This window comes from Selenihalanaerobacter shriftii, from assembly GCF_900167185.1.
In the GTDB taxonomy this organism is placed as follows: Bacteria; Bacillota; Halanaerobiia; order Halobacteroidales; family Acetohalobiaceae; genus Selenihalanaerobacter; species Selenihalanaerobacter shriftii.
In genome coordinates this window covers 34,041-53,477 of sequence record NZ_FUWM01000005.1, presented here as the reverse complement: position 1 = coordinate 53,477, position 19,437 = coordinate 34,041, and the positions used below count along the sequence as shown (strand labels likewise).

Below are 19,437 nucleotides of genomic sequence, written 5' to 3'. Positions count from 1 at the left end.
TCCTGATTCATTCAGTCAATTTATAATAATGTTTTGGCCTACCTACTCCTCCATACTCTCGAAGAATTTCTACTATTCCTTCATCGGCCATATACTTTAAATAACGTTGTCCAGTAACTCTAGCTAATCCTAAATTCTTAGCAATGTCTTTTGTAGAAAATTTCTCTCCTTCTTTTCTCATGAAATCTTTTATATTATTTAATGTCACATCATTCAATCCTTTAGGTAAATCTCTTATAAAGCTTTCTTTCTCCCTCGTATTTTTATCTCTTTTCTTATCAAAATATTCGTCATCTATTGAATCAATTGTCCCATTAACATTTTCATCCTTACCCATTAACGAGTCAATTGTCTTTTGGTCTAAACCATCCTCGGTTGCTAAACTATTTTTTCTTTTTTTATACTCATGTAATGATTTTTTAAACCTGTCAAAAGTAAATGGTTTAATCAAATAGTCAACCACTCCCCACTGCATAGCCTCACTAATATGTTGGGGTTCTTTAGAAGCACTAATTATAATTACATCTTTGTTATGATTAGACTCTCTAATATTTTTTAAAATATCAATTCCATTTTGGCCAGGTAAATAAATATCTAATAACAACAAATCTGCCTCTTTTAAATCATCTTGATTAATTATCATATTATTATCAATATTGACTTCATTTATCACCTTAAATCCTACAACTTTTTCAGTATATTTGCGATTAAGATGTGAAACCATAGGATCATCATCAATCACTATAACTTTTATTTCTTCTTGCAATTAGTACCACTCCTCTATTAATTAATAAGGAATAGTTATTATAAATTCGCTCCCTACTCCCTGCTCGGAATTTAGTTCAATATCACCTCCTAAAATATCTACATTTCTCTTAACTAGGTCCAATCCTATGCCTTGAGAGTCTCCTTCCTTAGTAGAAAATCCACGATTAAATATTTTAGTCTGCAATTCTACAGGAATTCCTATACCAGAATCTCTAACTACAACTTGTAAAGACTCTTCTTCTTCAAAAATTCCTAACCTAACTTTTTTATTTTTAATATTATTGCAGTCTAAACTATCCATAGCATTTTCAAGCAAATTACCAATAATAGTAATTAATCTTTCTTTGACATTTGAAGATGAAGCCTGTGATAAATTACTATTTGGAGCTATTTTAAAATCTATATTCAATTCATTAGCTCGATCAAATTTACCTAATAAAAGCCCAGCAATTTCATTTAATTTAATCCTTTTCATTACGAATGTAGTAAATTCTTGTTTAGCATGTGTAACTTTTGATATTACACTAAGTGCACTATCATACTCTCCTAACTGAATTAAACCTGATATGGTATGAAGATGATTCATAAATTCATGATTCTGACTCCTTAAAGCGTCAACAAACTTCTTTACTCCGGTTAATTCTTTAGCTAACCTTTGAACCTCTGTTTTCTTATTAAAAGATGCTACTGCTCCGACTACTTCGTCTTCAATGATAATAGGTACTCGATTAGTTAAAATAATCGTATCATTGATAATTTGCTCTTGATTAAACTCTGGCTCTCCGGTCACTAATAATCTCGGTAACTTAGTGCTCGTAATTACTTTAGTAATTTTACTCCCATGCAATTCTGCATCATAATTTAAAATACTCTTCGCTTCTCTATTAGCTAAAGTTATCTGTTCATCTTTATCTATAGCTATAATACCTTCCTTTATAGAATCAATTATGGCATTCTTTTCTTGTAAAAGTTTAGCAATCTCTATAGGTTCTAAACCAAAAATGCTCTTCTTTACGTTATTAGCTAATAAAATTGAACCTATTATTCCTAATATATCTCCAAATAATAAAGCAATATAAATAGATTTAGAAATAGCACCTATTCGTTTTTCAATATCCTTCAATAAAATCCCTACTGCTACCGCTCCTACTTGTCTATCTCCTCGCTTTATAGGTACAAAGGCTCTAATAGAAGGACCTAAAGTGCCCACTGCTTGGGAGATATAAGACTCTCCTTTATTTAAAACTCTTAATTCATCTCCTCCTACAAAATGCTCCCCCAATCTATCTTTTTTTGGATGTGAATAACGAATTCCGTCCATCCCCATAACTACAACAAAGTCTGCCTGAGTATTTTTTCTGATTTTTTCAGCAATCGATTGAATATCACTTATATTTCGTTCTAATCCTATACTATTCGCTATACTAGGGATTCTAGCAACTGATTGAGCTATATCCATAGCATTCTTTTTTAATTGATTAATTTCTAAATCACGCATATGGTCGATTATAATAGTTCCTACCAAAAGTAATACTAAATTTAAAATTAGTATTACTAAAACCATTATTTTGAACCTCAAAGAAAAACGGGTACTCATTTAAAAGTCCTCCTATATCACATTAAATTATAATTTAGTACATATAGTTCATAATTACTATTTCAACATTTTTCAAACTATTCCTTCATTTTATTACTTTATATTTCTGTATTCTCCTCTAAACTCCATAACCATCTACATTCAAAATCAAAAAACCATAGTAGTCAATACGTATTGACTACTATGGTTAATAAGATCATGAGTTTATCTTCAAAAACAGGAACATATTCAGGTAGTTTTAGGATTTTTTTTGAGTTCTTCCTCAATATTCTTTTGGGCATCATCCATAATTGCAGTATAAGGTTTAATATCTAAAATCGGAGTTCCATCTATAGCATCTAACCCTTTTACGACTAATTCATTATCTCTTCTTTCTAACAATTCCACCGTAGTAACTCCAATCGGGCTTGGCCTTCTAGAACTACGTGAAGCAAAAACTCCTCTTGGCTTACCATAACTCCTTGCCCCTTTAAGTTCATATCCTTCTGAAAGATGAAAATAAAAGAGTATTTGTAAATAATCATTCTCTGCAATACCATCTAATCCTTCCACATATTTAGGATTAATCACAATAGTACTTTCTTCTTTTCTCATTTCTTTAGGATCAATAGGTTCTTTAAATTTACTACGAACCATCCCAATAAAATTAAATTTAGACATTTTAATCACTCTCTCTTTCTTTTAGTGGTTTAACTAAATTTGATCTTATTGTACTAAGATCAGTTTCTTCTAATTCATTAACTTCTGATGCATAATCTTTAGCACATTGCATGGTCTTTTGTAAAGATGGTTCACCCATAACGTTAATTACAAACTCTCTAGTCTCTCTAATATTCTGTAAAGTATCTCTAGGTATAGCAGAAGCAAGAGCAATAATATCTAATGATTTTAGAACCGACATTACACATCCATAAGGTGCTGCATTTGGAATTTCGTCTGTATCTATTGTTGTAATTACAGTTAAAGGTACTGGTAAAAGATTTTGAAAATCATTTAGTTCTAATTTCATAATCACTCCTCCTTAAGATTATTCAGATAAAGCAGTAGCACAAATATATTATTTGTGACATTATATACACTATATTCTTTAAATGTTAATAAATACCTTTATATAATTTGTTTTTTTGTTATTTCACTTAATATTTTTATTAATCACAAAAAAAGAACCTCAACCTTATAAATAAGATTGAGGTTAAAATGAATTAATATTATGGGTTTAACATGATTAGAAATAAAGTGCTTACTTATAACTTAAAAAATCCCTTCTCTCATTAGAGAAAGGAGGGTTATATTACTCAATAAATATCCCCATCCTCGTGAGTAATATTACTAATACTTTAGGCAGGTCTCCTGACTCCTAGTTTAAGATTAAAAGCAGCCTTCCCTAGATAATAATCTAAGTGGTATAATAAATTAAATCTACTAGTTACAGTGGTGGGACCGTGACGGATTTACACCGTTCTTCCCTTTTAATTAACAGTGAGATTTCTATTAAACCTAAAATATAAATTCATATTTAATTGTGAATTAATATAATTATATATTAATTATACCTATTAGTCAAGTTAATTGTTTGAATTTTCTAAATATAAAATATCTTTGAAGATTCTCTAATAGTAAAATAGCTTCTAATTCAACTTCTTCTTTACTTAGTAATCTCCATCTAAATTGATCCATAAGATGAATATAGAGTGAACTAACTACTCCTAATTTAGAATGATTACCTGCATCAGTTAACTTAAATGCTCTTTATAAGTAGAAGCTGTTAAGTCCTCTCGATAACCTCCATTTAAAGATAAATAGAATCTCCCAATGGTGTTGTAGATATTAACACTAATCTTCTTTCCCTTAATTATTAGTCCTATGTAATGCAAAGCTTAAATTACTAACCTTTAATCTTTTGGCTACATCCATTACCTTAACTACTTTCTGAAAAGGAACCTCTTTATCAGCAAAAATAGTAAGATTATTTTTGTTAGCCTGATTAAATCTACTTTTTAATCTATTCTCTAGTTCTTCTAAACTAACTTCAGCCTTACCTAAATATATCTGGCCATCCTTAGTAATTGAAAGATTAATCTCTGTCTCCTTTTTAGTTTCAACCACCTTAGTATCTGGCAGTTGAATATTAGACTTTACTTCTCTTAAATTCAAAGTAGATGCTACCATGAAAAAGATAAGCAAAAGAAATACTACGTCAATCATAGGAGCTAAATTTACTTCTAAATCATCTTTTTTAACTTTATACTTCATTGGTAGTCCCTACCTCTTTAATATGGTTGATTAACTCTTTCTCTCGCTTTTCTGCATGGATAACTATATTTTGTAGTTTATTAGTAAAGTAATAATAGGCCCCTAAGGCTGGAATCGAAATAACCAATCCAGTCGCCGTTGTAGTTAATGCTTCAGAAATTCCTCCAGCTAATTGTTGAGGCTCTCCATTCATAGATAGAACTTGAAATGTCTTAATCATTCCTGTTACTGTTCCTAATAATCCTAATGAAGGACTAATCTTACCGATAAAACTTAAAAGTCCTAAATGCTTCTCTAACTTAGGAAACTCTTCTAGTTTAGCCTCAGCCATTTGTTCTTCCATCTCTTGAGGTGATTTATCTATATTCAGTATTCCTTTCTTTAGAATATTTCCAATTGGTCCTCTAACTTCTTCAGTGACTTTAACAGCATCTTTAATGTTTTTATTCTTTATATTCTGCTTAATTTTATCCATCAAATTATCAGATAACTCATTAGAAATCTTAGAAAATCTATATAACCTTTCAAGTGCAATTGTTACTACTACTAGTGAACATAATAGTAGCGGATATATTATTAATCCACCTTTAGCTAATAAGTATTGCATATTCTACCACCTCTCTAAGCTCTTAATCTAAAGTTAATAGGGATTAATACCCAGCTTTCTACTCTCTGATTATCTACTTGAGCAGAATTAAATCGCCAACTTTGAACTGCTTTCTTTGCTGCTAGATCTAACTGTTGATATCCAGAAGACTGCTTCACTTTAATTCTTTCTACTTTACCTTGATAATCTATTAACACTTTTAAAACTACCTTACCCTCAATTCCTCGTCTTCGCATCATTTCAGGATACATAGGACGCTCCTGTTTAACTAATGATGGAGGAATCACCCCTGGTTTAACCTTACCATTAGTTAAGTCTATTCTTCTTTTAGAAGGCTTACTTACGGTCTGTTTTTTAGGTTTAGGTTCATTTTCAACCTCTTCCTCTTTTGGTTTTTCAGCCTCAACCTTTTCCTTAGGTTCTTCTTTCTCTTTAGGCTCTTCTTTAGGTTTCTCTTCAACTTCTTTCTTAACTACTTTCTGCTCAGATTCTTTAACTTCTTCTTTCTTGACTTCCTTTATTACTTTTTCTTCAACCTTCTCTTTTTCTTTTTTAACTATTTTTTCTACCTCTTCCTTTTTAGGATTCGGTTTTGGTTTAGGCTTTGGTTTATTCTTTTTGACTTTTTTAACCTTTGGTTCTTCTTTCTTCTTTACTTTATCTATCTCTTTTTTAGGTTTCTTCTGTATTTGCTTCTTCTTTGGATCTTTCTTCACTGCTTTCTTAACCTTCTTGTTTTGCACTTTATTTTCTTTTGGATTAGGTTTCTTTTTCGGTTTAGGTTCTTTCTTTGGTTTTGGCTCTTCTTTTTTATTAGCTACTTTCTTCGTAGTCTCTTTCTTATTAGATGAAGGGTTATTACTTTGAGCACTAGCTGTAGCCATACTAAACCTTACTTTTTGGACAAAGTCCTTCTTATTTTGTTTTAGCCCATTGGACTTAATTAAGTAAGGGAATAGATTAAATAGAACTACATGTAACCCTAATGCTATTATAAAAGCTACTTTTAAAGGTGTTATGAACTCTTTTGTTTTCTTGATTAGATTCATTGTAATAACCCTCCATTCTTTTAATTATTTTAGATTAAAATTCTCTGCTAAGCTCTATCATTACATTTCGACCTGGCATTGAAAATTCTTCTATAACTTCGTAATTACGATCAAACAAATTATTTATTTCAAGTGACACTTCTGCATTTTTTGTTAACAATTTGCTTAATTTTAAATCAGCTATAAAATAACTAGGTAATATATAATCTCCATCACTATAATATCTACTACCTATAAATTCACCACTTAAGCTTACATTAACTTCATTTTTATTATAATTCAATCCAATATTAGCTGTGTGGTATGGTTTGTAATCCAATCGCTGACCTTTCCCATCTCTAACATCTAAATAAGTATAATTAAAATCAGTAAAAATATTTTTACTTAATTGTTTAGTTAAAATTAATTCAACTCCTTTTATATCTGCTTCATCAACATTATAAGGTCGCTTAATTCCGTCGTTACCTTCATTCCAATTAATTAAATTGTCAGCATCCTTTTTAAATAAATTTACTTCACCTTTAAAATTATCATTTAAATATCTTAATCCTGTCTCATAAGCTGTAATTGACTCTGTGTCTAAATCAGGGTTCCCTTCATATATCCCCCAAGAACCAAAGTCTTGATAAGGCCAGTACAGTTCATTAAATGTTGGTGTTCTATAAGCTTTCCCAACTGAAGTATGTAAATTCAATTTAGAACTAATTTGATAAACTATTCCCATGCGTGGACTAAAGTTGGAACCAAACATTTCATGGTTATCATACCGACCACCGAAATTAAACTTCAAGGCATCATTCATGTCCCAAATATCTTGAATAAAAAATGCCTTATTTAAATTATCATGTTTCCCATTATCAGTACTGTTAATTTTATTCTTCTTTAGTTCCAATCCATAAGTTAAAGTATGTTCTCCATAATAATTAGTTTGATCAAAAGTTATACCTGTTCTTTTAGTATCATGTTTACTATACTCAAACCGATCAGGATTATCAAAAATACTTTTATGTTCATTATAATAAACACTTAATTTTTGATCTATATTATTAAGTTGTCTTTGCCATTGTAAATTAGAACTAACATCTTCATCTAATTGTTCAGCATTTGGAGTTGGATAATTTATTGTACCTGGAGCTCCTCTATCAGAATCATCATATTTAAAAGACATAGTTAAGTCTGAATTATTATTTAACTCATAATTAAACTTAGTAAAAATATTTGACTGATCTATTTCACTATTTTCACGATGTCCATCTGAGTTTTTCTTTAATATTGTTAAATTATAATTTAAATTTTCCTTACTCCCTCTATGGGTTAAAGTCACTTCACGGGTTTTAAAAGAACCAAATTTGGTGTCTACCTTGGTAACTGGTTCCTCACTACCACTTTTAGTAGTAATATTAACTACTCCACCTAAAGCATTAGCTCCATAAATAGCAGAAGCAGGTCCTTTTAAAACTTCAATTTTTTCAATTTGATCAACTGGTAATAAACTCAAATCAATCTGTCCATTCTGTCTACTATTTACCGGCTGTCCATCAATCAAAACCAAAACTTGTTCAGCACTTGAACCACGAATACTAATAGTTTTCTGGCCGCTTATTCCACCATTATCTCTAATGTTCACCCCAGCTACATCTCTCAAAACATCCGCAACATTATGAGCATTCTTCTTTTCAATCTCCTCTTCATCAATAACTTCTACACTCACCGATGTTTCTGATAATCTCTCCGGGTGCTTAGAAGCGATAACTACTAATTCATCCATAGTATAGCTTATTTCCGGCTCTTCTTCCTTCTTTACCTCTTCTTTTTCTACCTGCTTTTCTTCCTTCTCTTTAGCCAATACAGCTGGCACTACTAACAGATTTAATGCTAAAACAAATATTAAAATAAAAGTTAAACTTTTTCTCATTACTCTTCCCCCTCTATATCTTTATATTGATTAATTTTATCTAAAACTCCATATGAATCATTAACTTCTATTCCCCCTCTTTTAAGTATCTCCTTAAATAAGCTCTTCCCTTTTCCTCCAGTATAATCTCTATTAGATAACTTTTGCTGATTAATAATTATAACCTTTTTGTCATTTTCAACTGCCCAAAGAGCAGCTTTTAGATTTAGTAAATTCCCTGAACCAAAAGGAATCTCAGTTAATACTACTGTATTTACCTTCTTTATCCTATCTAAATTAGCTTGATAACTATCTTGGCTAATAGCAGCAAAAGGCTCTTCATCTATAATCTCAACATCAAAAGATTTAGCAACCTCCCAATCTGAATCATGTTCATTGACTACACCACAACTAACCTGATAACCTTGTTCAACTAAATCACCAATTAATTCCCTTCCTGTTCCACCACCACAGATTACATGAACCTTGTGGTCTAACTTTTCTGTAGGTATATAATTATTTTCGAGAATAGTTACATAAGGCTTATTACTTGGATAATGCTTCTTTACTATCACCTTAGAGCCATAAACCTTTTCAATATTCTCAGTAGTAATCACTTCTTCTGGTGTGCCAAATTTATAAATATTACCTTCATTCAATAAAAGTAGCTTATCACAATATTCAGACGCTAAATTTAAATCATGAATTACAATTAAAATTGTTAATTCTTGCTTTCGATTAAGTTCTTTTAAAAGATTCATAATCTCTAATTGATAATTTATATCTAAATTAGAAGTAGGTTCATCTAATAATAAAACTTCTGGCTCTTGAGCCAAACTCCGAGCTATGATTACCCGTTGTCGCTCTCCTCCACTCAACTGATTAATCGGTCTATCAGCTAACTGAAGAGTATTAGTTAGCTTCATTGCTTCCTTTGCTATCATGTAATCCTCTTCTGTCTCACCTTTAAACCTGCCAATATAAGGCGCCCGTCCCATCAATACTACCTCTTTAACTGTAAAATCAAAGCTCACATTAGTATTTTGGGGTACAACAGCTAATTTCTTAGCCAATTTTTTCTTCCTCAATTCTTGTAAATCAAAGTTATCTAAATATACTTTACCATCATCAGGTTTCAGAATAGAATTGACATTCTTTAATAGAGTAGACTTACCAGAACCATTAGGACCGATTAATCCTATGAATTCTCCTTCTTTTATAGCAAAATTAACTTTATCCAAAATCTTTAATTGATCATATTTATAACTTAAATTATCAACTGCAAGTTTAATTGCCATTTTTACTTTCCTCCTAAAACCCTGTAGTCTTCTTCTGATTCAATAGATAAATAAAGAACGGTCCACCCAATAATGATGTTATAATTCCTACAGGAATTTCAGTAGGTGCAATTACTGTTCTTGCTAAAGTATCAGTTAATATTAGAAAGATTGCACCTACTAAAGCTGAACTAGGAATTAAAATCCTATGATCTGGCCCCACTAACAGCCTCACAATATGGGGAATAATTAAACCTATAAACCCTATTACTCCACTCCCGGCTACAGCTGCACCAGCTAGCAATGCACCAACAATTAATATAATCCTCTTCATCTTTTCTACTTCAATACCTAAACTCTGTGCTGCCTCTTCACCTAATAGCATAATATTTAAGTCTTTAGCTAAAATATGTACTATAATATAACCAACTAAAACATAAATCCATACCATTTTTACATCTGCCCAACCTTTTGAAGCCAAGCTTCCCATAATCCAATAGACAATCTGGTGCATATTCTCATCATTAAAGACCATCAATAATGACACAATAGCAGATAAGAAAGAACCCATTGCTACTCCTGCTAATAATAGAGTCGCTACTGAAACCTTCTGTCCAACTTTAGCTAAATTATAAACAATAAATGTAGTAATTAAAGCACCTACAAAAGCAAATATAGGAATTATATTTAGTCCTAAAAAATTAGCTCCTAAATCTAAAATCATTCCTAAAGCGGCTCCTAATGAAGCTCCAGAAGAAATACCTATAATATAAGGGTCAGCCATTGGGTTCTTCAATAAAGCTTGAAAAACAGTCCCCGAAGTAGCTAATGCTAATCCTACTAATCCTGCTAATAAGACTCTTGGTAATCTAATCTTAAAGATAATAGTCTGATTAACGCCTGCTTGCCCTCCATTATCTAAAAATTGCACTTTATTTATTAAAACTTCAGCTACTTCAGAAAATGGAATATTAACCGCCCCTAATCCAGTAGCCATTACTATAATTAGAAATAAACAAATAATTAAACCTAAAACAATTCCTCTCCATTTCATCTTCTGCTCTAACATATTTATCAACTCTCTTACTTTAACGATTTTTTAGGATGTATCGCCTTAGCCATCTTCTCTAAAGCAATAACTATTCGAGGCCCAGCTCTATGAACTATATCAGGATTAAAGAAGTAAATTTTATTATTTTTGATTGCTGCAATGTTTTTGAAGTTATCTCTACTTTCAATCTCTTGTTTCTTTTTATTAATATCTTCATCACGATTAGCAATAAAATAAACATCGGGATTCTGAGCTAATAAAACTTCAGTATTATATTGAGGCCATTTTCCTAGTGCATTCTGAGCAATATTTATTCCTCCAGCTAAATAAATTAAATTATCAATAAATGTATCTGGCCCTGCTGTATATAATGGATTATTCCAAAGTTCATAAAACACTTTTGGTCTTTGCTCCTTTTCCAAATGTTTCTTTATTAATTTTTGCACTCGTGTAACTCTATTCTTCATATCAGTAGTTAAATCATTGGCTTCCTGCCACTGTCCAGTTGCTCTACCGATAATCTCTATAGTCTCAATAATTTCATTAATATTCTGTGGACCTAAACCAATAACCTTGATTCCTAATTGATCCAATCGATTTATTATTCTTTCAGGTGTGATTTCAGCTGCTAAAACTAAATCTGGTTTTAATTGAATTATTTTTTCTAAATTAGGCTCTTTAATTGTGCCTACTTTCTGAATTTTAATAGCAGCTTGTGGATAGTCAGCATACTTAGTCACTCCTACTAATTCTTTTTCTGAACCTAAAGTAAATAATGTTTCAGTATAACTTGGTGCTAAAGAAATAATTCTATGAGGCTTATCTTTAATTAAAACCTGCCTACCTAAATCATCAGTAATCTTTATAGGGTAACTTGCAGCTTTAATAAGAGTGCTTCCAGTGAATAAAATTAACAACGTTAGTACTAAAATTAAATTCTTCTTATATTTCATTTCTGTCGCCCCTTTCAAATCAAAATAAAAAAACCTAACCTCGATAACCAAGATTAGGGATAATTAGCTAGATACTAATCACCTACCCTCTTGTTACCGAAGATTCAGTAGGTTTAACAGTTAGGCAGGTCTCCTGACTTCTGGCTGTAAGAAACTTAACCTTCCCTGAACACTTAAATATCCAAGTGGTCTTATCATCCTTTAGCAATTAACTATTAATCTACTTTTGACTTTTAGCTCTTAACTTTTAATTGTCAATTGCTTTTTTACCAGTCACAGTGGCGGGCCCGTTCAGGATTCTCACCTGATTCCCTATTCTCCTTTCAAAGCTACTTAGAAAGGCACCTAACTATTACGATATTAAATTTTAATAATTCATGCTAAATATTAATTTATTATCCTTCAATGTATGATATTCTATAAATTCCAAAAAAGTCCTGCTTAATAATAAAAAACTAAATTGAAATAATCCCCTGCTCTAATACTACGAACCAACTTAAACAAACTAAAGTACCAGCTAAAACCACTATGTCTCGAGGAGATATCTTAAAATCATCTTGAATATATAATTTCCCCTTAAATCCCCGAGCTAACATAGCCCTATAAACTCGTATTGAACGTTCATAACTCTTTATAATTAACATTCCTACTAAATAAGCATAAGACTTATAACAATGTAAACTAGTTTCTGGTTTAAACCCTCTGACTTTCATAGCATTCTGAAGACTTTTTAATTCATTACCTACTACATATATATATCTATAAACAAAAAAGAATAAATAAATTAGCTTTTCAGGTACATAAAGACATTTTAGTGCATGCATTAATGAAGCTATAGTAGAAGTAGACAGTAAAGAAATTACTATAATCATGATCGCATTTGATCTAATTGTTATCCTTATTGCATACATAATACCAGCCCAAGAAGCAGTCAAAGGACCTATTTGAAACAAACCTTCTCCTGGATAAGTAAAAGGTATAAATAACCACATAAAGAATATAAAGGTATTAATAATCAACAAACGTTTTAAAACTTGTTTAACATCTAACCTAGCAGATACTAAAAAGAAAGATGCCAAAAGAAAAATTTGTAATAACATTGAAATATTACTTCCTACTGCAGCAATTGTAGCCAACAACATAGTTATTATAATTTTTAAACGTGGGTCTAATTCATGAACCCAAGTAGATCCATTTGCAAACTTCTCATTAAACATACCATCTACTCCCCTTTCGCTTTAAAATAAAATACAACTCCCATTAAACCAAATATATAACCAATCCCTCCTAAAATTTCAGTAATACCCGGTCCTTTTTTTCGTTGTAGTTGAGTTATTTTTTTATTTAATGGCGCTACTTGTTTAGCCAATTCATCTTGAAGAATAGAACGAAATTCTTCTTTGCTAATAAATTTACCTTTGTCCACTTTAGTAGATTCATCGTGAGTATTATTAATATCGGTTACAGATGATTCTTCATTTATTGAATTTTGATTAGATAATTCTGTTTCAGTAGAGTTTTGAACATCTATTTCTGGGAGCTCTTCTTTTTTTATACTATATTGAGCCTGATGTCCCATTTTACTACCTACTACGATTTTCAAATCAGACTTTTGGGGAATTTTAAATTTATATACTCCCTTAGCATCAGTCTTTCCTTCTAACAGCAATTTACCTTTGGGACCATACACCTCCACCAATCCCTCATTGATAGGAGCACCATTACCAAAAGCTGCTTCAACTACTATACTATCTCCACTGATATAAGCATATGCTACAACCCTATGAGCATAGACAGGCATAGCTATTAAAGTAATCATTATAACAACCATTAAAATCAGGCTAAACAAATTAACAGATTTATAATTTTTCATATCTATTATCATCCTCTCAAAATTTCAGGTTTAACCTTTTTAATAAAAATCAAACAGAATGCACTTACAATTCCTTCAATGATCATCAATGGAGACTCAGATATAATAGCCATTTTAGTCATTGTTAAAAAAGATTCTTCAGTAAAAATCAATGACACAGCCATTAATAATGCAGCCAAAACCACAGCTAAAGCCCCACAAATAAAAGATATAATTCCTAAACTAACTAAATTATCTTCATTACTAATCTTAAGTAAAATCTTAAATAGATAATAACAAATTACAGCTGGTAATGCCATGATAACTACATTTACTCCTAAAGTAGTAATTCCTCCGAATTGAAAAAGTATTCCTTGGAGAAAGAATGCTATAAAGAAAGCGGGAAATACCCGCCAACCTAATAAAATCCCAGCAATTCCATTTAAAATCAAATGTATATTAGTTGGACCTACAGGTACATGAATAAGTGACGCTACAAATAAAGCTGCTGAAACTATAGCAGTTTTAGGAATATCTTTATCCTTAATCTGTTTTAAACCTATAGTCATTCCTGCTAATGTAACTGCTCCACCAGAAATTAAAACTGGTGCAGAAAGTACTCCTTCTGAAATATGCATAATACCACACCTTCTTAAAATTGATTTATATACATTATTTAGACAGAATACATGCTGAAAGAAATATATATCATCTTTCTAGCACTCTTCACTTTCAATTGATTTATTTCATATCATAAGTCTTTACCCACATTAAAGCACCTAGTTCATGATCTTTTCCGTTAATCTTTTTTCCTTCCATTAAAGCGGAAAATCCCCACCAGCCAGCTTTCGGCATTGAATAAGAAAAAACTCCATTCTTATCAGCTTTAATCACTTGCGTAATAAAGTTATCATTTGGTACCTCAACACTTTCATAATTATCTCCCTTTAATGAAGGAAATCTAGTTTGATTAAAATATTCTACTTCAATTTCAGCGTACGGAACCGGTTTCCCATTCTTCTTAACAATCCCTCTAAAATTATTTCCAGTCCAAAGCCCATATGGTCTAACTAAAGGAACAATTTCTGCCTTCATACCAACTTCTCTATCCCAATCAGTAGTCACCGCCATTGAATTAACTACTACCTTAGTACAATGAGTAATGTATTTATTCTCCATCGGCTCCCAATAAGGCCCTGGTTCTAAGTAAAATATATAATCGCCAAATCCTTTTATTCTATATGATGCTTCAAAAGCCTTACCTCCCATAACTTCTTGATATTCTAAACTTTCTAATAAATTAGTCTTTTCTCTTTTGTGTAATACACCAAACTTATTTGGCTGTTCCATATCCATTACCTCTGCAGCTGACATTGGATGGGTAAAAAGAAGATTTAAATTAACCTTTCTATTTTCTCCTTGTGACACCATATCATCAGATGGTAAAATCATTTGAAAATGAGCTGAAGCTATTACTGTCATCCCCATTATTAAAACCAAAGTTATTAGTAACGTTAAAATTCGTTTCTTCATTCTTACTCCCCCCTAATATTTTAATAATACTTTCAACCTAACTTCCCTTTTAAAATATCTCCTTTTATTATATAACACCTTTAACTAAAAAAGTAACACAACATACTCAAAAAAATAACACAAAACTTATATTTAATATTATCTATATTAAATATATTCTTTATTTGTTAAAAAAAACCTTCTTTGTTTTTAAAAAATTCTCCCCTTCTCCCAATAGAGAAAAGGGAAGAAGTAATTGATATCTACTCTGTAAGCTCATTATATTTTTCAAGTAAGAAAGTACTATAAGCTACGCCTGGTCCACCATCTAACAACATTACTACACTAGCTGCTTCTAAAATTTCCTCTTTACTAGCCTCTAGTTCAATAGCTTCATTTAAATTCTTCACAATACAATAATCACATCTCTTAGCTAAAGCTGCTCCTAAAGCAATTAATTTCTTCTGTTTTTTAGATAAAGCACCATCTTTCATAACACTCTTTGAAAAATCTTTAAACTTCTTCATCTGTTCAGGAATCTCTTCTTTTAATTCGTCTTGTCCTTTAACTAACCCTTCTAAAACCTCATCTGCTTTCAAAGATATCCCTCCTTTTTTGATAACACAAATATATTTTTAGTAACACTATACATATATATTCTTTATTTTGTAAAAAATCCCTTCATATTTTTAAACTTTTTTATACTAAAACCTATTATTCGCCGCTAACCAACTGTGCCCTTTCATTAAATAAGGTCTTATAACCTAAATTAACTAAGATAAATACCGTTAACGAAACACTAGCTAAAATCCCTAACATAATAATTATCTGATACTTTATTGCCGTAATCGGTGAACTTCCTGAAAGAATCTGCCCGGTCATCATCCCCGGTAAAAAGACAATTCCCATTCCCATCATCGAATTAATTGTAGGTAGAATAGCAGCATTAAAAGCAGCATTAACGACTTCTCGCGTTGCTTTTTTAGGAGTTGCTCCTAACATCAAAGTAGCCTCAATTTTATCTCTATTATCTTTTATTCCAGAAATCAAGCGCTCTACTCCCAAGGAAATCCCGGTCATTGAATTACCAATTAACATTCCAGCTAGAGGAATAAAATACCTTGCCTCATACCAAGGTCTTAAATTAATAACAATTATAATAAAATAGATCATACTAACTAAAGTTCCCATAACCATCGCTAAAGCTATAACTTTCTTAAACTTTAAACTGATTCTTTGCTGAACCCGTTGATAAATATTATTAATAGCAAAAGCTTCCATAATAATAATTATTATTAACGTAAATAAATAATTACTCTGCTCAAATACATAAGAAAGCACATAACCTACTAAGACTAACTGAATAGTCATTCGCACCATTGATAAAATAATTTCCTGTTCTTTATCGAATCCCCTAGTTTTAAAGATTATTAACAAAACCATTATAAAAGAATAAGCAATAATTAATTGCCATAACTGAAGATTGAGAATTTCTTGCTGATTCATTTAATTTTCCACCTCATCAATTACTTTTCCGCTGTTAAGCATAATAATTTTATCTCCATAAGTTTCAGCTACCCGTTTAGAATGGGTAATCATCAGTGAAGTCTTATTATTCTCTCTAACATATCTAACTACTTCTTCAATAATTAGTTTTTCTGTCTCTTCATCTAAAGCAGAGGAGGGCTCGTCTAATAATAAAACTTCTGGTTTTAGTAATAAGATCCGCGCTAAAGATAAACGTTGTTTCTCACCACCTGATAACTTTTTAGCTTGAAAAGCCAAATCTTTATCTAATTGCACTCTATTTAGTATCTGCTTCATAATACTTTCTTTAGGAACTTCTCTTTCTGTCAGCTCAAAGCCAATCTCTAAATTATCTCTAACCGTTCCCGAAAATGTAACTGGTTTTTGTGGTAACATCATCACTTCTCTACGTAAATTAATAGGGTTAATTTCCTCAACATTCTTTTCTCGATATAATACTTGGCCTTGGTCTACACTAATCAGATTATTTATTAACCTAAGTAAAGTAGATTTACCAGCACCGCTAGGACCGATAATACAAGATATCTTATGAGCAGGAATCTCTAATTCATCAATTACTAAAATATTCTTAAACTTAACATCCTGTAGAATAAACATAATTCTACACCTCCTGATACTTTTTCTAGAATTTAATTTGTATATCCTTTATTATAAATTCATTTTTTCAATAAAAATCCCTAATCTTATAAAAATAAGACTAGGGATATCTAAATAGGTTCAATTTTTATTATTCTCCTTGTAAAGCTCTTTCTTGAATTTTTAAATAATTATTAAATTCCTCTTTAGTAGCACAAGTAAATTCATGAGTAATATATATTGGTTCAATTATTTGCAACATCTCATTAAGTACTTTATTACTAAACGGTAAATGTTGATCTGTATTAAAGATAAGTTGATGTGTTAACCTACTTTTCTTATCTAAGTCATTACTATCTTTAAATTCTTCATACAGTTTATCTGTATTATTCTGCCGATAAATACCTGATAATGATTTATGTAAGTGAACCCCATAAAACAAATCTGAATCTTGTTGAAAATCAGCTAATATTCTCTTAATATATTCTAAACCATCGGCTTCATCTCTTAATTTAAGATTAGTATTCATTAAATGACCAGTATCTAATAGAAATCCTTTATTCTCATAGTTAATTTTATCAAGAAAATTTAAAGCAGACGTCTTATTTAAAAAGGTCAATCCATTCCACCATAAATTTTCAAATAGTAATTTAAAATTTAAATCTAAATCAACTAATACTTCATTGATAATATTAGCTACCTCTATCAATATTTCTTTATTAGTATACTTAAAGTTACCAGTAAATATTTCCTCCATACTAGTATGACTAGCATGAAATATAACATAATCTACTTCTAATTTAGAAGCTAGCCTTAACTCTTGACGATAATTATCAATTATCTCACTTAAATTTAATTCTTGCTTCTCTCCTGTCTTTAATGGTAACCAATTTAAATAATAAGATAAATGCATCCCTTTTATCAATTTAATAGGAATCTTTTCTATACAAATATTTTCATTGACCCCTTTAGCTAATAATTCAACTCCAACTAGACCATTCTTCTTACAGAATTTTTCTACTTGTTGCCAATCATTATTAAACCAATCTAAATTATAAGCACTTAGATTAAATAGCCTCTTCATTTTATCTTCCCCATTCTTAATTATATAAAAGTATATTTTCTATTTCTAAGTATCATCCACTAATTCCTGCAACTAAGTTATTGAATAAAGAGAACCTATTAAATTAATTGGCTTATAGATTACTTTTTGTAAATCAGTCATCCTATTTTTAGGTAAAGTGACTAATAATACTGTAGATGGTCCAGCAGATTTCTGTAAGTCTATATCTGTTTCAACTAAATCAAGATTTAAATTATTCATATCTGCTAATAATTCTGCTTCATACTTAATACCTTTGGAACCGACAGGTAAGATATCGTAAATATAATTTAATTTTATTAGTTTCTTCATAGTATCTAAATCTATAACTTCTTCTTTTGAATCCAACACATCTTCACCAACTTTTGGTATTCCAATAGCAGTTAGAATATCACCAGCACGTGAGTTAGCCAATCTTAAATCTTCAGTATTAGAGATTCCAATTACGGTAATCCCTACTCCTGTTTCACCAGTGAGAATATTTTCTTCTGTGCTTCCATTTAATACTTTATCAACATCTAAATCTAACATTTCTAATTCTTGTTTAATCCCAGATATAATTTCTTTTCCTGTAGGTTCATACTCGACAGTTAAAGTATTTACTACTGCTATGGGGGTAGCTCTAACAGCTAATACTTCCATTAAAGCTACCCGAACCCCTAATTTACCTACTATCTCTCCAGATACAGACACTTGATCTCTAGCTTTAGGACCAATTCCTCCACTTGAATCACAAGCAATAATTAACTTTTGCTTTGATGGCAAGTCTACTATTGAAATATCTCTTTGCATTTTATTGTCACCTCTAATTATTATTATAACTAATTTAATCTATTTTGGTCAATGACCGATAAATTAAGATAGATAAAATAATATTAATTGCTGAACCTACTAATAAGACTGGAGTCATACTGATAAAGAAGCCCATACCAACTAAAGGGATTAGTAAAGCAGTAACTCCTACTCCATTTAATAAACTTACAACAATTGCTGCTATAATTAAATTAAGTTTTTCTTTTAAATACCAAAATACTATCCCGCATCCTGACATCAAAACTCCAATTAAAAGATGAATAGGTCCTAATGGAAAACCTACTTTAAGTGCTGAAATTAAATGTCCAATTCCTAATACAACTGCCCCTTCTAAACCACCAGCATAAAGAACTAAGAAGTAACCAGGACCAGAATCAAAAGCTACAGTCCCAATTGGACTAGGAAATGTAATCCATGCTCCTAATCCACTTAATGCAATAAACAAAGCCATTCTAACTAATCGTCTAGTTTCCCAAAAATTTTCTTTGATTGTAGATTGAGTATTAGAATTCATTATTCTCCCTCCAATTTATCTTATTTACTTCAATTTTCGCTTCATAAACCAAGCTATCTGTGGTTTATGAT

21 protein-coding genes and 2 riboswitches are annotated in these 19,437 nt (G+C 30.8%); all 21 genes read right to left on the bottom strand.

Annotation, left to right across the window (positions count from 1 at the left end; genetic code table 11):
• Positions 1–7: 7 nt before the first annotated feature.
• On the bottom strand, positions 8–766 hold the full coding sequence (locus tag B5D41_RS02680; protein ID WP_078809062.1) for a response regulator: 759 nt from the start codon (positions 764–766) through the stop codon (positions 8–10).
• 21 nt (positions 767–787) lie between these two features.
• Positions 788–2,365 (bottom strand): ATP-binding protein, encoded by a 1,578-nt coding sequence (locus B5D41_RS02675; protein WP_078809061.1) that lies wholly within the window; start codon positions 2,363–2,365, stop codon positions 788–790.
• Positions 2,366–2,593: 228 nt separating this feature from the next.
• Positions 2,594–3,025, bottom strand: a complete 432-nt coding sequence (tsaA, locus tag B5D41_RS02670) for a tRNA (N6-threonylcarbamoyladenosine(37)-N6)-methyltransferase TrmO (RefSeq protein ID WP_078809060.1) — start codon at positions 3,023–3,025, stop codon at positions 2,594–2,596.
• A 1-nt stretch (position 3,026) separates the two neighbouring features.
• Positions 3,027–3,374 (bottom strand): flavin reductase family protein, encoded by a 348-nt coding sequence (locus B5D41_RS02665; protein WP_078809059.1) that lies wholly within the window; start codon positions 3,372–3,374, stop codon positions 3,027–3,029.
• Between the two features lie 314 nt (positions 3,375–3,688).
• Positions 3,689–3,881, bottom strand: a riboswitch (cobalamin riboswitch).
• Positions 3,882–4,213: 332 nt separating this feature from the next.
• Positions 4,214–4,618, bottom strand: coding sequence for an ExbD/TolR family protein (locus B5D41_RS02660; protein WP_078809058.1), 405 nt, complete (start codon positions 4,616–4,618; stop codon positions 4,214–4,216).
• Positions 4,608–5,225: a MotA/TolQ/ExbB proton channel family protein gene (locus tag B5D41_RS02655; protein ID WP_078809057.1), complete on the bottom strand. Its 618-nt coding sequence runs from the start codon at positions 5,223–5,225 to the stop codon at positions 4,608–4,610. Before B5D41_RS02655 ends, B5D41_RS02660 begins: the two co-directional genes overlap by 11 nt.
• A 14-nt stretch (positions 5,226–5,239) precedes the next feature.
• Positions 5,240–6,274 (bottom strand): energy transducer TonB, encoded by a 1,035-nt coding sequence (locus B5D41_RS02650; RefSeq protein WP_078809056.1) that lies wholly within the window; start codon positions 6,272–6,274, stop codon positions 5,240–5,242.
• Positions 6,275–6,308: 34 nt separating this feature from the next.
• Complete coding sequence (locus B5D41_RS02645) at positions 6,309–8,189, bottom strand: TonB-dependent receptor plug domain-containing protein (RefSeq protein WP_078809055.1); 1,881 nt, start codon at positions 8,187–8,189, stop codon at positions 6,309–6,311.
• Entirely contained in the window at positions 8,189–9,466 is a 1,278-nt protein-coding gene (locus B5D41_RS02640; protein ID WP_078809054.1) for a heme ABC transporter ATP-binding protein, read from the bottom strand. The genes B5D41_RS02645 and B5D41_RS02640 overlap by 1 nt, the downstream gene beginning before the upstream one ends.
• Positions 9,467–9,479: 13 nt before the next feature.
• Complete coding sequence (locus tag B5D41_RS02635; protein ID WP_078809053.1) at positions 9,480–10,514, bottom strand: FecCD family ABC transporter permease; 1,035 nt, start codon at positions 10,512–10,514, stop codon at positions 9,480–9,482.
• Between the two features lie 14 nt (positions 10,515–10,528).
• Positions 10,529–11,449 carry an ABC transporter substrate-binding protein gene (locus B5D41_RS02630; RefSeq protein WP_078809052.1) on the bottom strand — a complete coding sequence of 307 codons (921 nt, stop codon included), beginning with the start codon at positions 11,447–11,449 and terminating at the stop codon, positions 10,529–10,531.
• A 106-nt stretch (positions 11,450–11,555) separates the two neighbouring features.
• A riboswitch (cobalamin riboswitch) is annotated at positions 11,556–11,813 on the bottom strand.
• Between the two features lie 91 nt (positions 11,814–11,904).
• On the bottom strand, positions 11,905–12,666 hold the full coding sequence (gene cbiQ, locus B5D41_RS02625) for a cobalt ECF transporter T component CbiQ (RefSeq protein ID WP_078809051.1): 762 nt from the start codon (positions 12,664–12,666) through the stop codon (positions 11,905–11,907).
• Positions 12,667–12,671: 5 nt separating this feature from the next.
• Entirely contained in the window at positions 12,672–13,322 is a 651-nt protein-coding gene (locus tag B5D41_RS02620) for a hypothetical protein (RefSeq protein ID WP_078809050.1), read from the bottom strand.
• 8 nt (positions 13,323–13,330) lie between these two features.
• Positions 13,331–13,939: a cobalt transporter CbiM gene (cbiM, locus tag B5D41_RS02615; protein WP_078809049.1), complete on the bottom strand. Its 609-nt coding sequence runs from the start codon at positions 13,937–13,939 to the stop codon at positions 13,331–13,333.
• A gap of 103 nt (positions 13,940–14,042) precedes the next feature.
• Complete coding sequence (locus B5D41_RS02610; RefSeq protein WP_078809048.1) at positions 14,043–14,834, bottom strand: DUF4198 domain-containing protein; 792 nt, start codon at positions 14,832–14,834, stop codon at positions 14,043–14,045.
• Positions 14,835–15,076: 242 nt separating this feature from the next.
• The gene (locus tag B5D41_RS02605; RefSeq protein WP_200806404.1) at positions 15,077–15,412 is read right to left on the bottom strand and encodes a carboxymuconolactone decarboxylase family protein; all 336 of its coding nucleotides are present in this window, start codon (positions 15,410–15,412) and stop codon (positions 15,077–15,079) included.
• Positions 15,413–15,527: 115 nt separating this feature from the next.
• Positions 15,528–16,319 carry an ABC transporter permease gene (locus tag B5D41_RS02600; protein WP_078809047.1) on the bottom strand — a complete coding sequence of 264 codons (792 nt, stop codon included), beginning with the start codon at positions 16,317–16,319 and terminating at the stop codon, positions 15,528–15,530.
• Entirely contained in the window at positions 16,320–16,958 is a 639-nt protein-coding gene (locus tag B5D41_RS02595; protein ID WP_078809046.1) for an ABC transporter ATP-binding protein, read from the bottom strand.
• Positions 16,959–17,088: 130 nt separating this feature from the next.
• On the bottom strand, positions 17,089–18,021 hold the full coding sequence (locus B5D41_RS02590) for a TIM barrel protein (protein WP_078809045.1): 933 nt from the start codon (positions 18,019–18,021) through the stop codon (positions 17,089–17,091).
• 72 nt (positions 18,022–18,093) lie between these two features.
• Positions 18,094–18,831: an AIR synthase related protein gene (locus B5D41_RS02585; RefSeq protein WP_078809044.1), complete on the bottom strand. Its 738-nt coding sequence runs from the start codon at positions 18,829–18,831 to the stop codon at positions 18,094–18,096.
• Positions 18,832–18,865: 34 nt separating this feature from the next.
• A complete protein-coding gene (locus B5D41_RS02580; RefSeq protein ID WP_078809043.1) occupies positions 18,866–19,366 on the bottom strand; it encodes an ECF transporter S component in 501 nt (166 codons plus the stop codon).
• Positions 19,367–19,437 lie beyond the last annotated feature (71 nt).

Excerpts from the sequence above, each read along its gene's own strand:
- B5D41_RS02675 (WP_078809061.1), bottom strand. The coding sequence starts at position 2,365 with ATGAGTACCCGTTTTTCTTTGAGGTTCAAAATAATGGTTTTAGTAATA.
- tsaA (WP_078809060.1), bottom strand. The coding sequence starts at position 3,025 with ATGTCTAAATTTAATTTTATTGGGATGGTTCGTAGTAAATTTAAAGAA.
- B5D41_RS02665 (WP_078809059.1), bottom strand. The coding sequence starts at position 3,374 with ATGAAATTAGAACTAAATGATTTTCAAAATCTTTTACCAGTACCTTTA.
- B5D41_RS02660 (WP_078809058.1), bottom strand. The coding sequence starts at position 4,618 with ATGAAGTATAAAGTTAAAAAAGATGATTTAGAAGTAAATTTAGCTCCT.
- B5D41_RS02655 (WP_078809057.1), bottom strand. The coding sequence starts at position 5,225 with ATGCAATACTTATTAGCTAAAGGTGGATTAATAATATATCCGCTACTA.
- B5D41_RS02650 (WP_078809056.1), bottom strand. The coding sequence starts at position 6,274 with ATGAATCTAATCAAGAAAACAAAAGAGTTCATAACACCTTTAAAAGTA.
- B5D41_RS02645 (WP_078809055.1), bottom strand. The coding sequence starts at position 8,189 with ATGAGAAAAAGTTTAACTTTTATTTTAATATTTGTTTTAGCATTAAAT.
- B5D41_RS02640 (WP_078809054.1), bottom strand. The coding sequence starts at position 9,466 with ATGGCAATTAAACTTGCAGTTGATAATTTAAGTTATAAATATGATCAA.
- B5D41_RS02635 (WP_078809053.1), bottom strand. The coding sequence starts at position 10,514 with ATGTTAGAGCAGAAGATGAAATGGAGAGGAATTGTTTTAGGTTTAATT.
- B5D41_RS02630 (WP_078809052.1), bottom strand. The coding sequence starts at position 11,449 with ATGAAATATAAGAAGAATTTAATTTTAGTACTAACGTTGTTAATTTTA.
- cbiQ (WP_078809051.1), bottom strand. The coding sequence starts at position 12,666 with ATGTTTAATGAGAAGTTTGCAAATGGATCTACTTGGGTTCATGAATTA.
- B5D41_RS02620 (WP_078809050.1), bottom strand. The coding sequence starts at position 13,322 with ATGAAAAATTATAAATCTGTTAATTTGTTTAGCCTGATTTTAATGGTT.
- cbiM (WP_078809049.1), bottom strand. The coding sequence starts at position 13,939 with ATGCATATTTCAGAAGGAGTACTTTCTGCACCAGTTTTAATTTCTGGT.
- B5D41_RS02610 (WP_078809048.1), bottom strand. The coding sequence starts at position 14,834 with ATGAAGAAACGAATTTTAACGTTACTAATAACTTTGGTTTTAATAATG.
- B5D41_RS02600 (WP_078809047.1), bottom strand. The coding sequence starts at position 16,319 with ATGAATCAGCAAGAAATTCTCAATCTTCAGTTATGGCAATTAATTATT.
- B5D41_RS02595 (WP_078809046.1), bottom strand. The coding sequence starts at position 16,958 with ATGTTTATTCTACAGGATGTTAAGTTTAAGAATATTTTAGTAATTGAT.
- B5D41_RS02590 (WP_078809045.1), bottom strand. The coding sequence starts at position 18,021 with ATGAAGAGGCTATTTAATCTAAGTGCTTATAATTTAGATTGGTTTAAT.
- B5D41_RS02585 (WP_078809044.1), bottom strand. The coding sequence starts at position 18,831 with ATGCAAAGAGATATTTCAATAGTAGACTTGCCATCAAAGCAAAAGTTA.
- B5D41_RS02580 (WP_078809043.1), bottom strand. The coding sequence starts at position 19,366 with ATGAATTCTAATACTCAATCTACAATCAAAGAAAATTTTTGGGAAACT.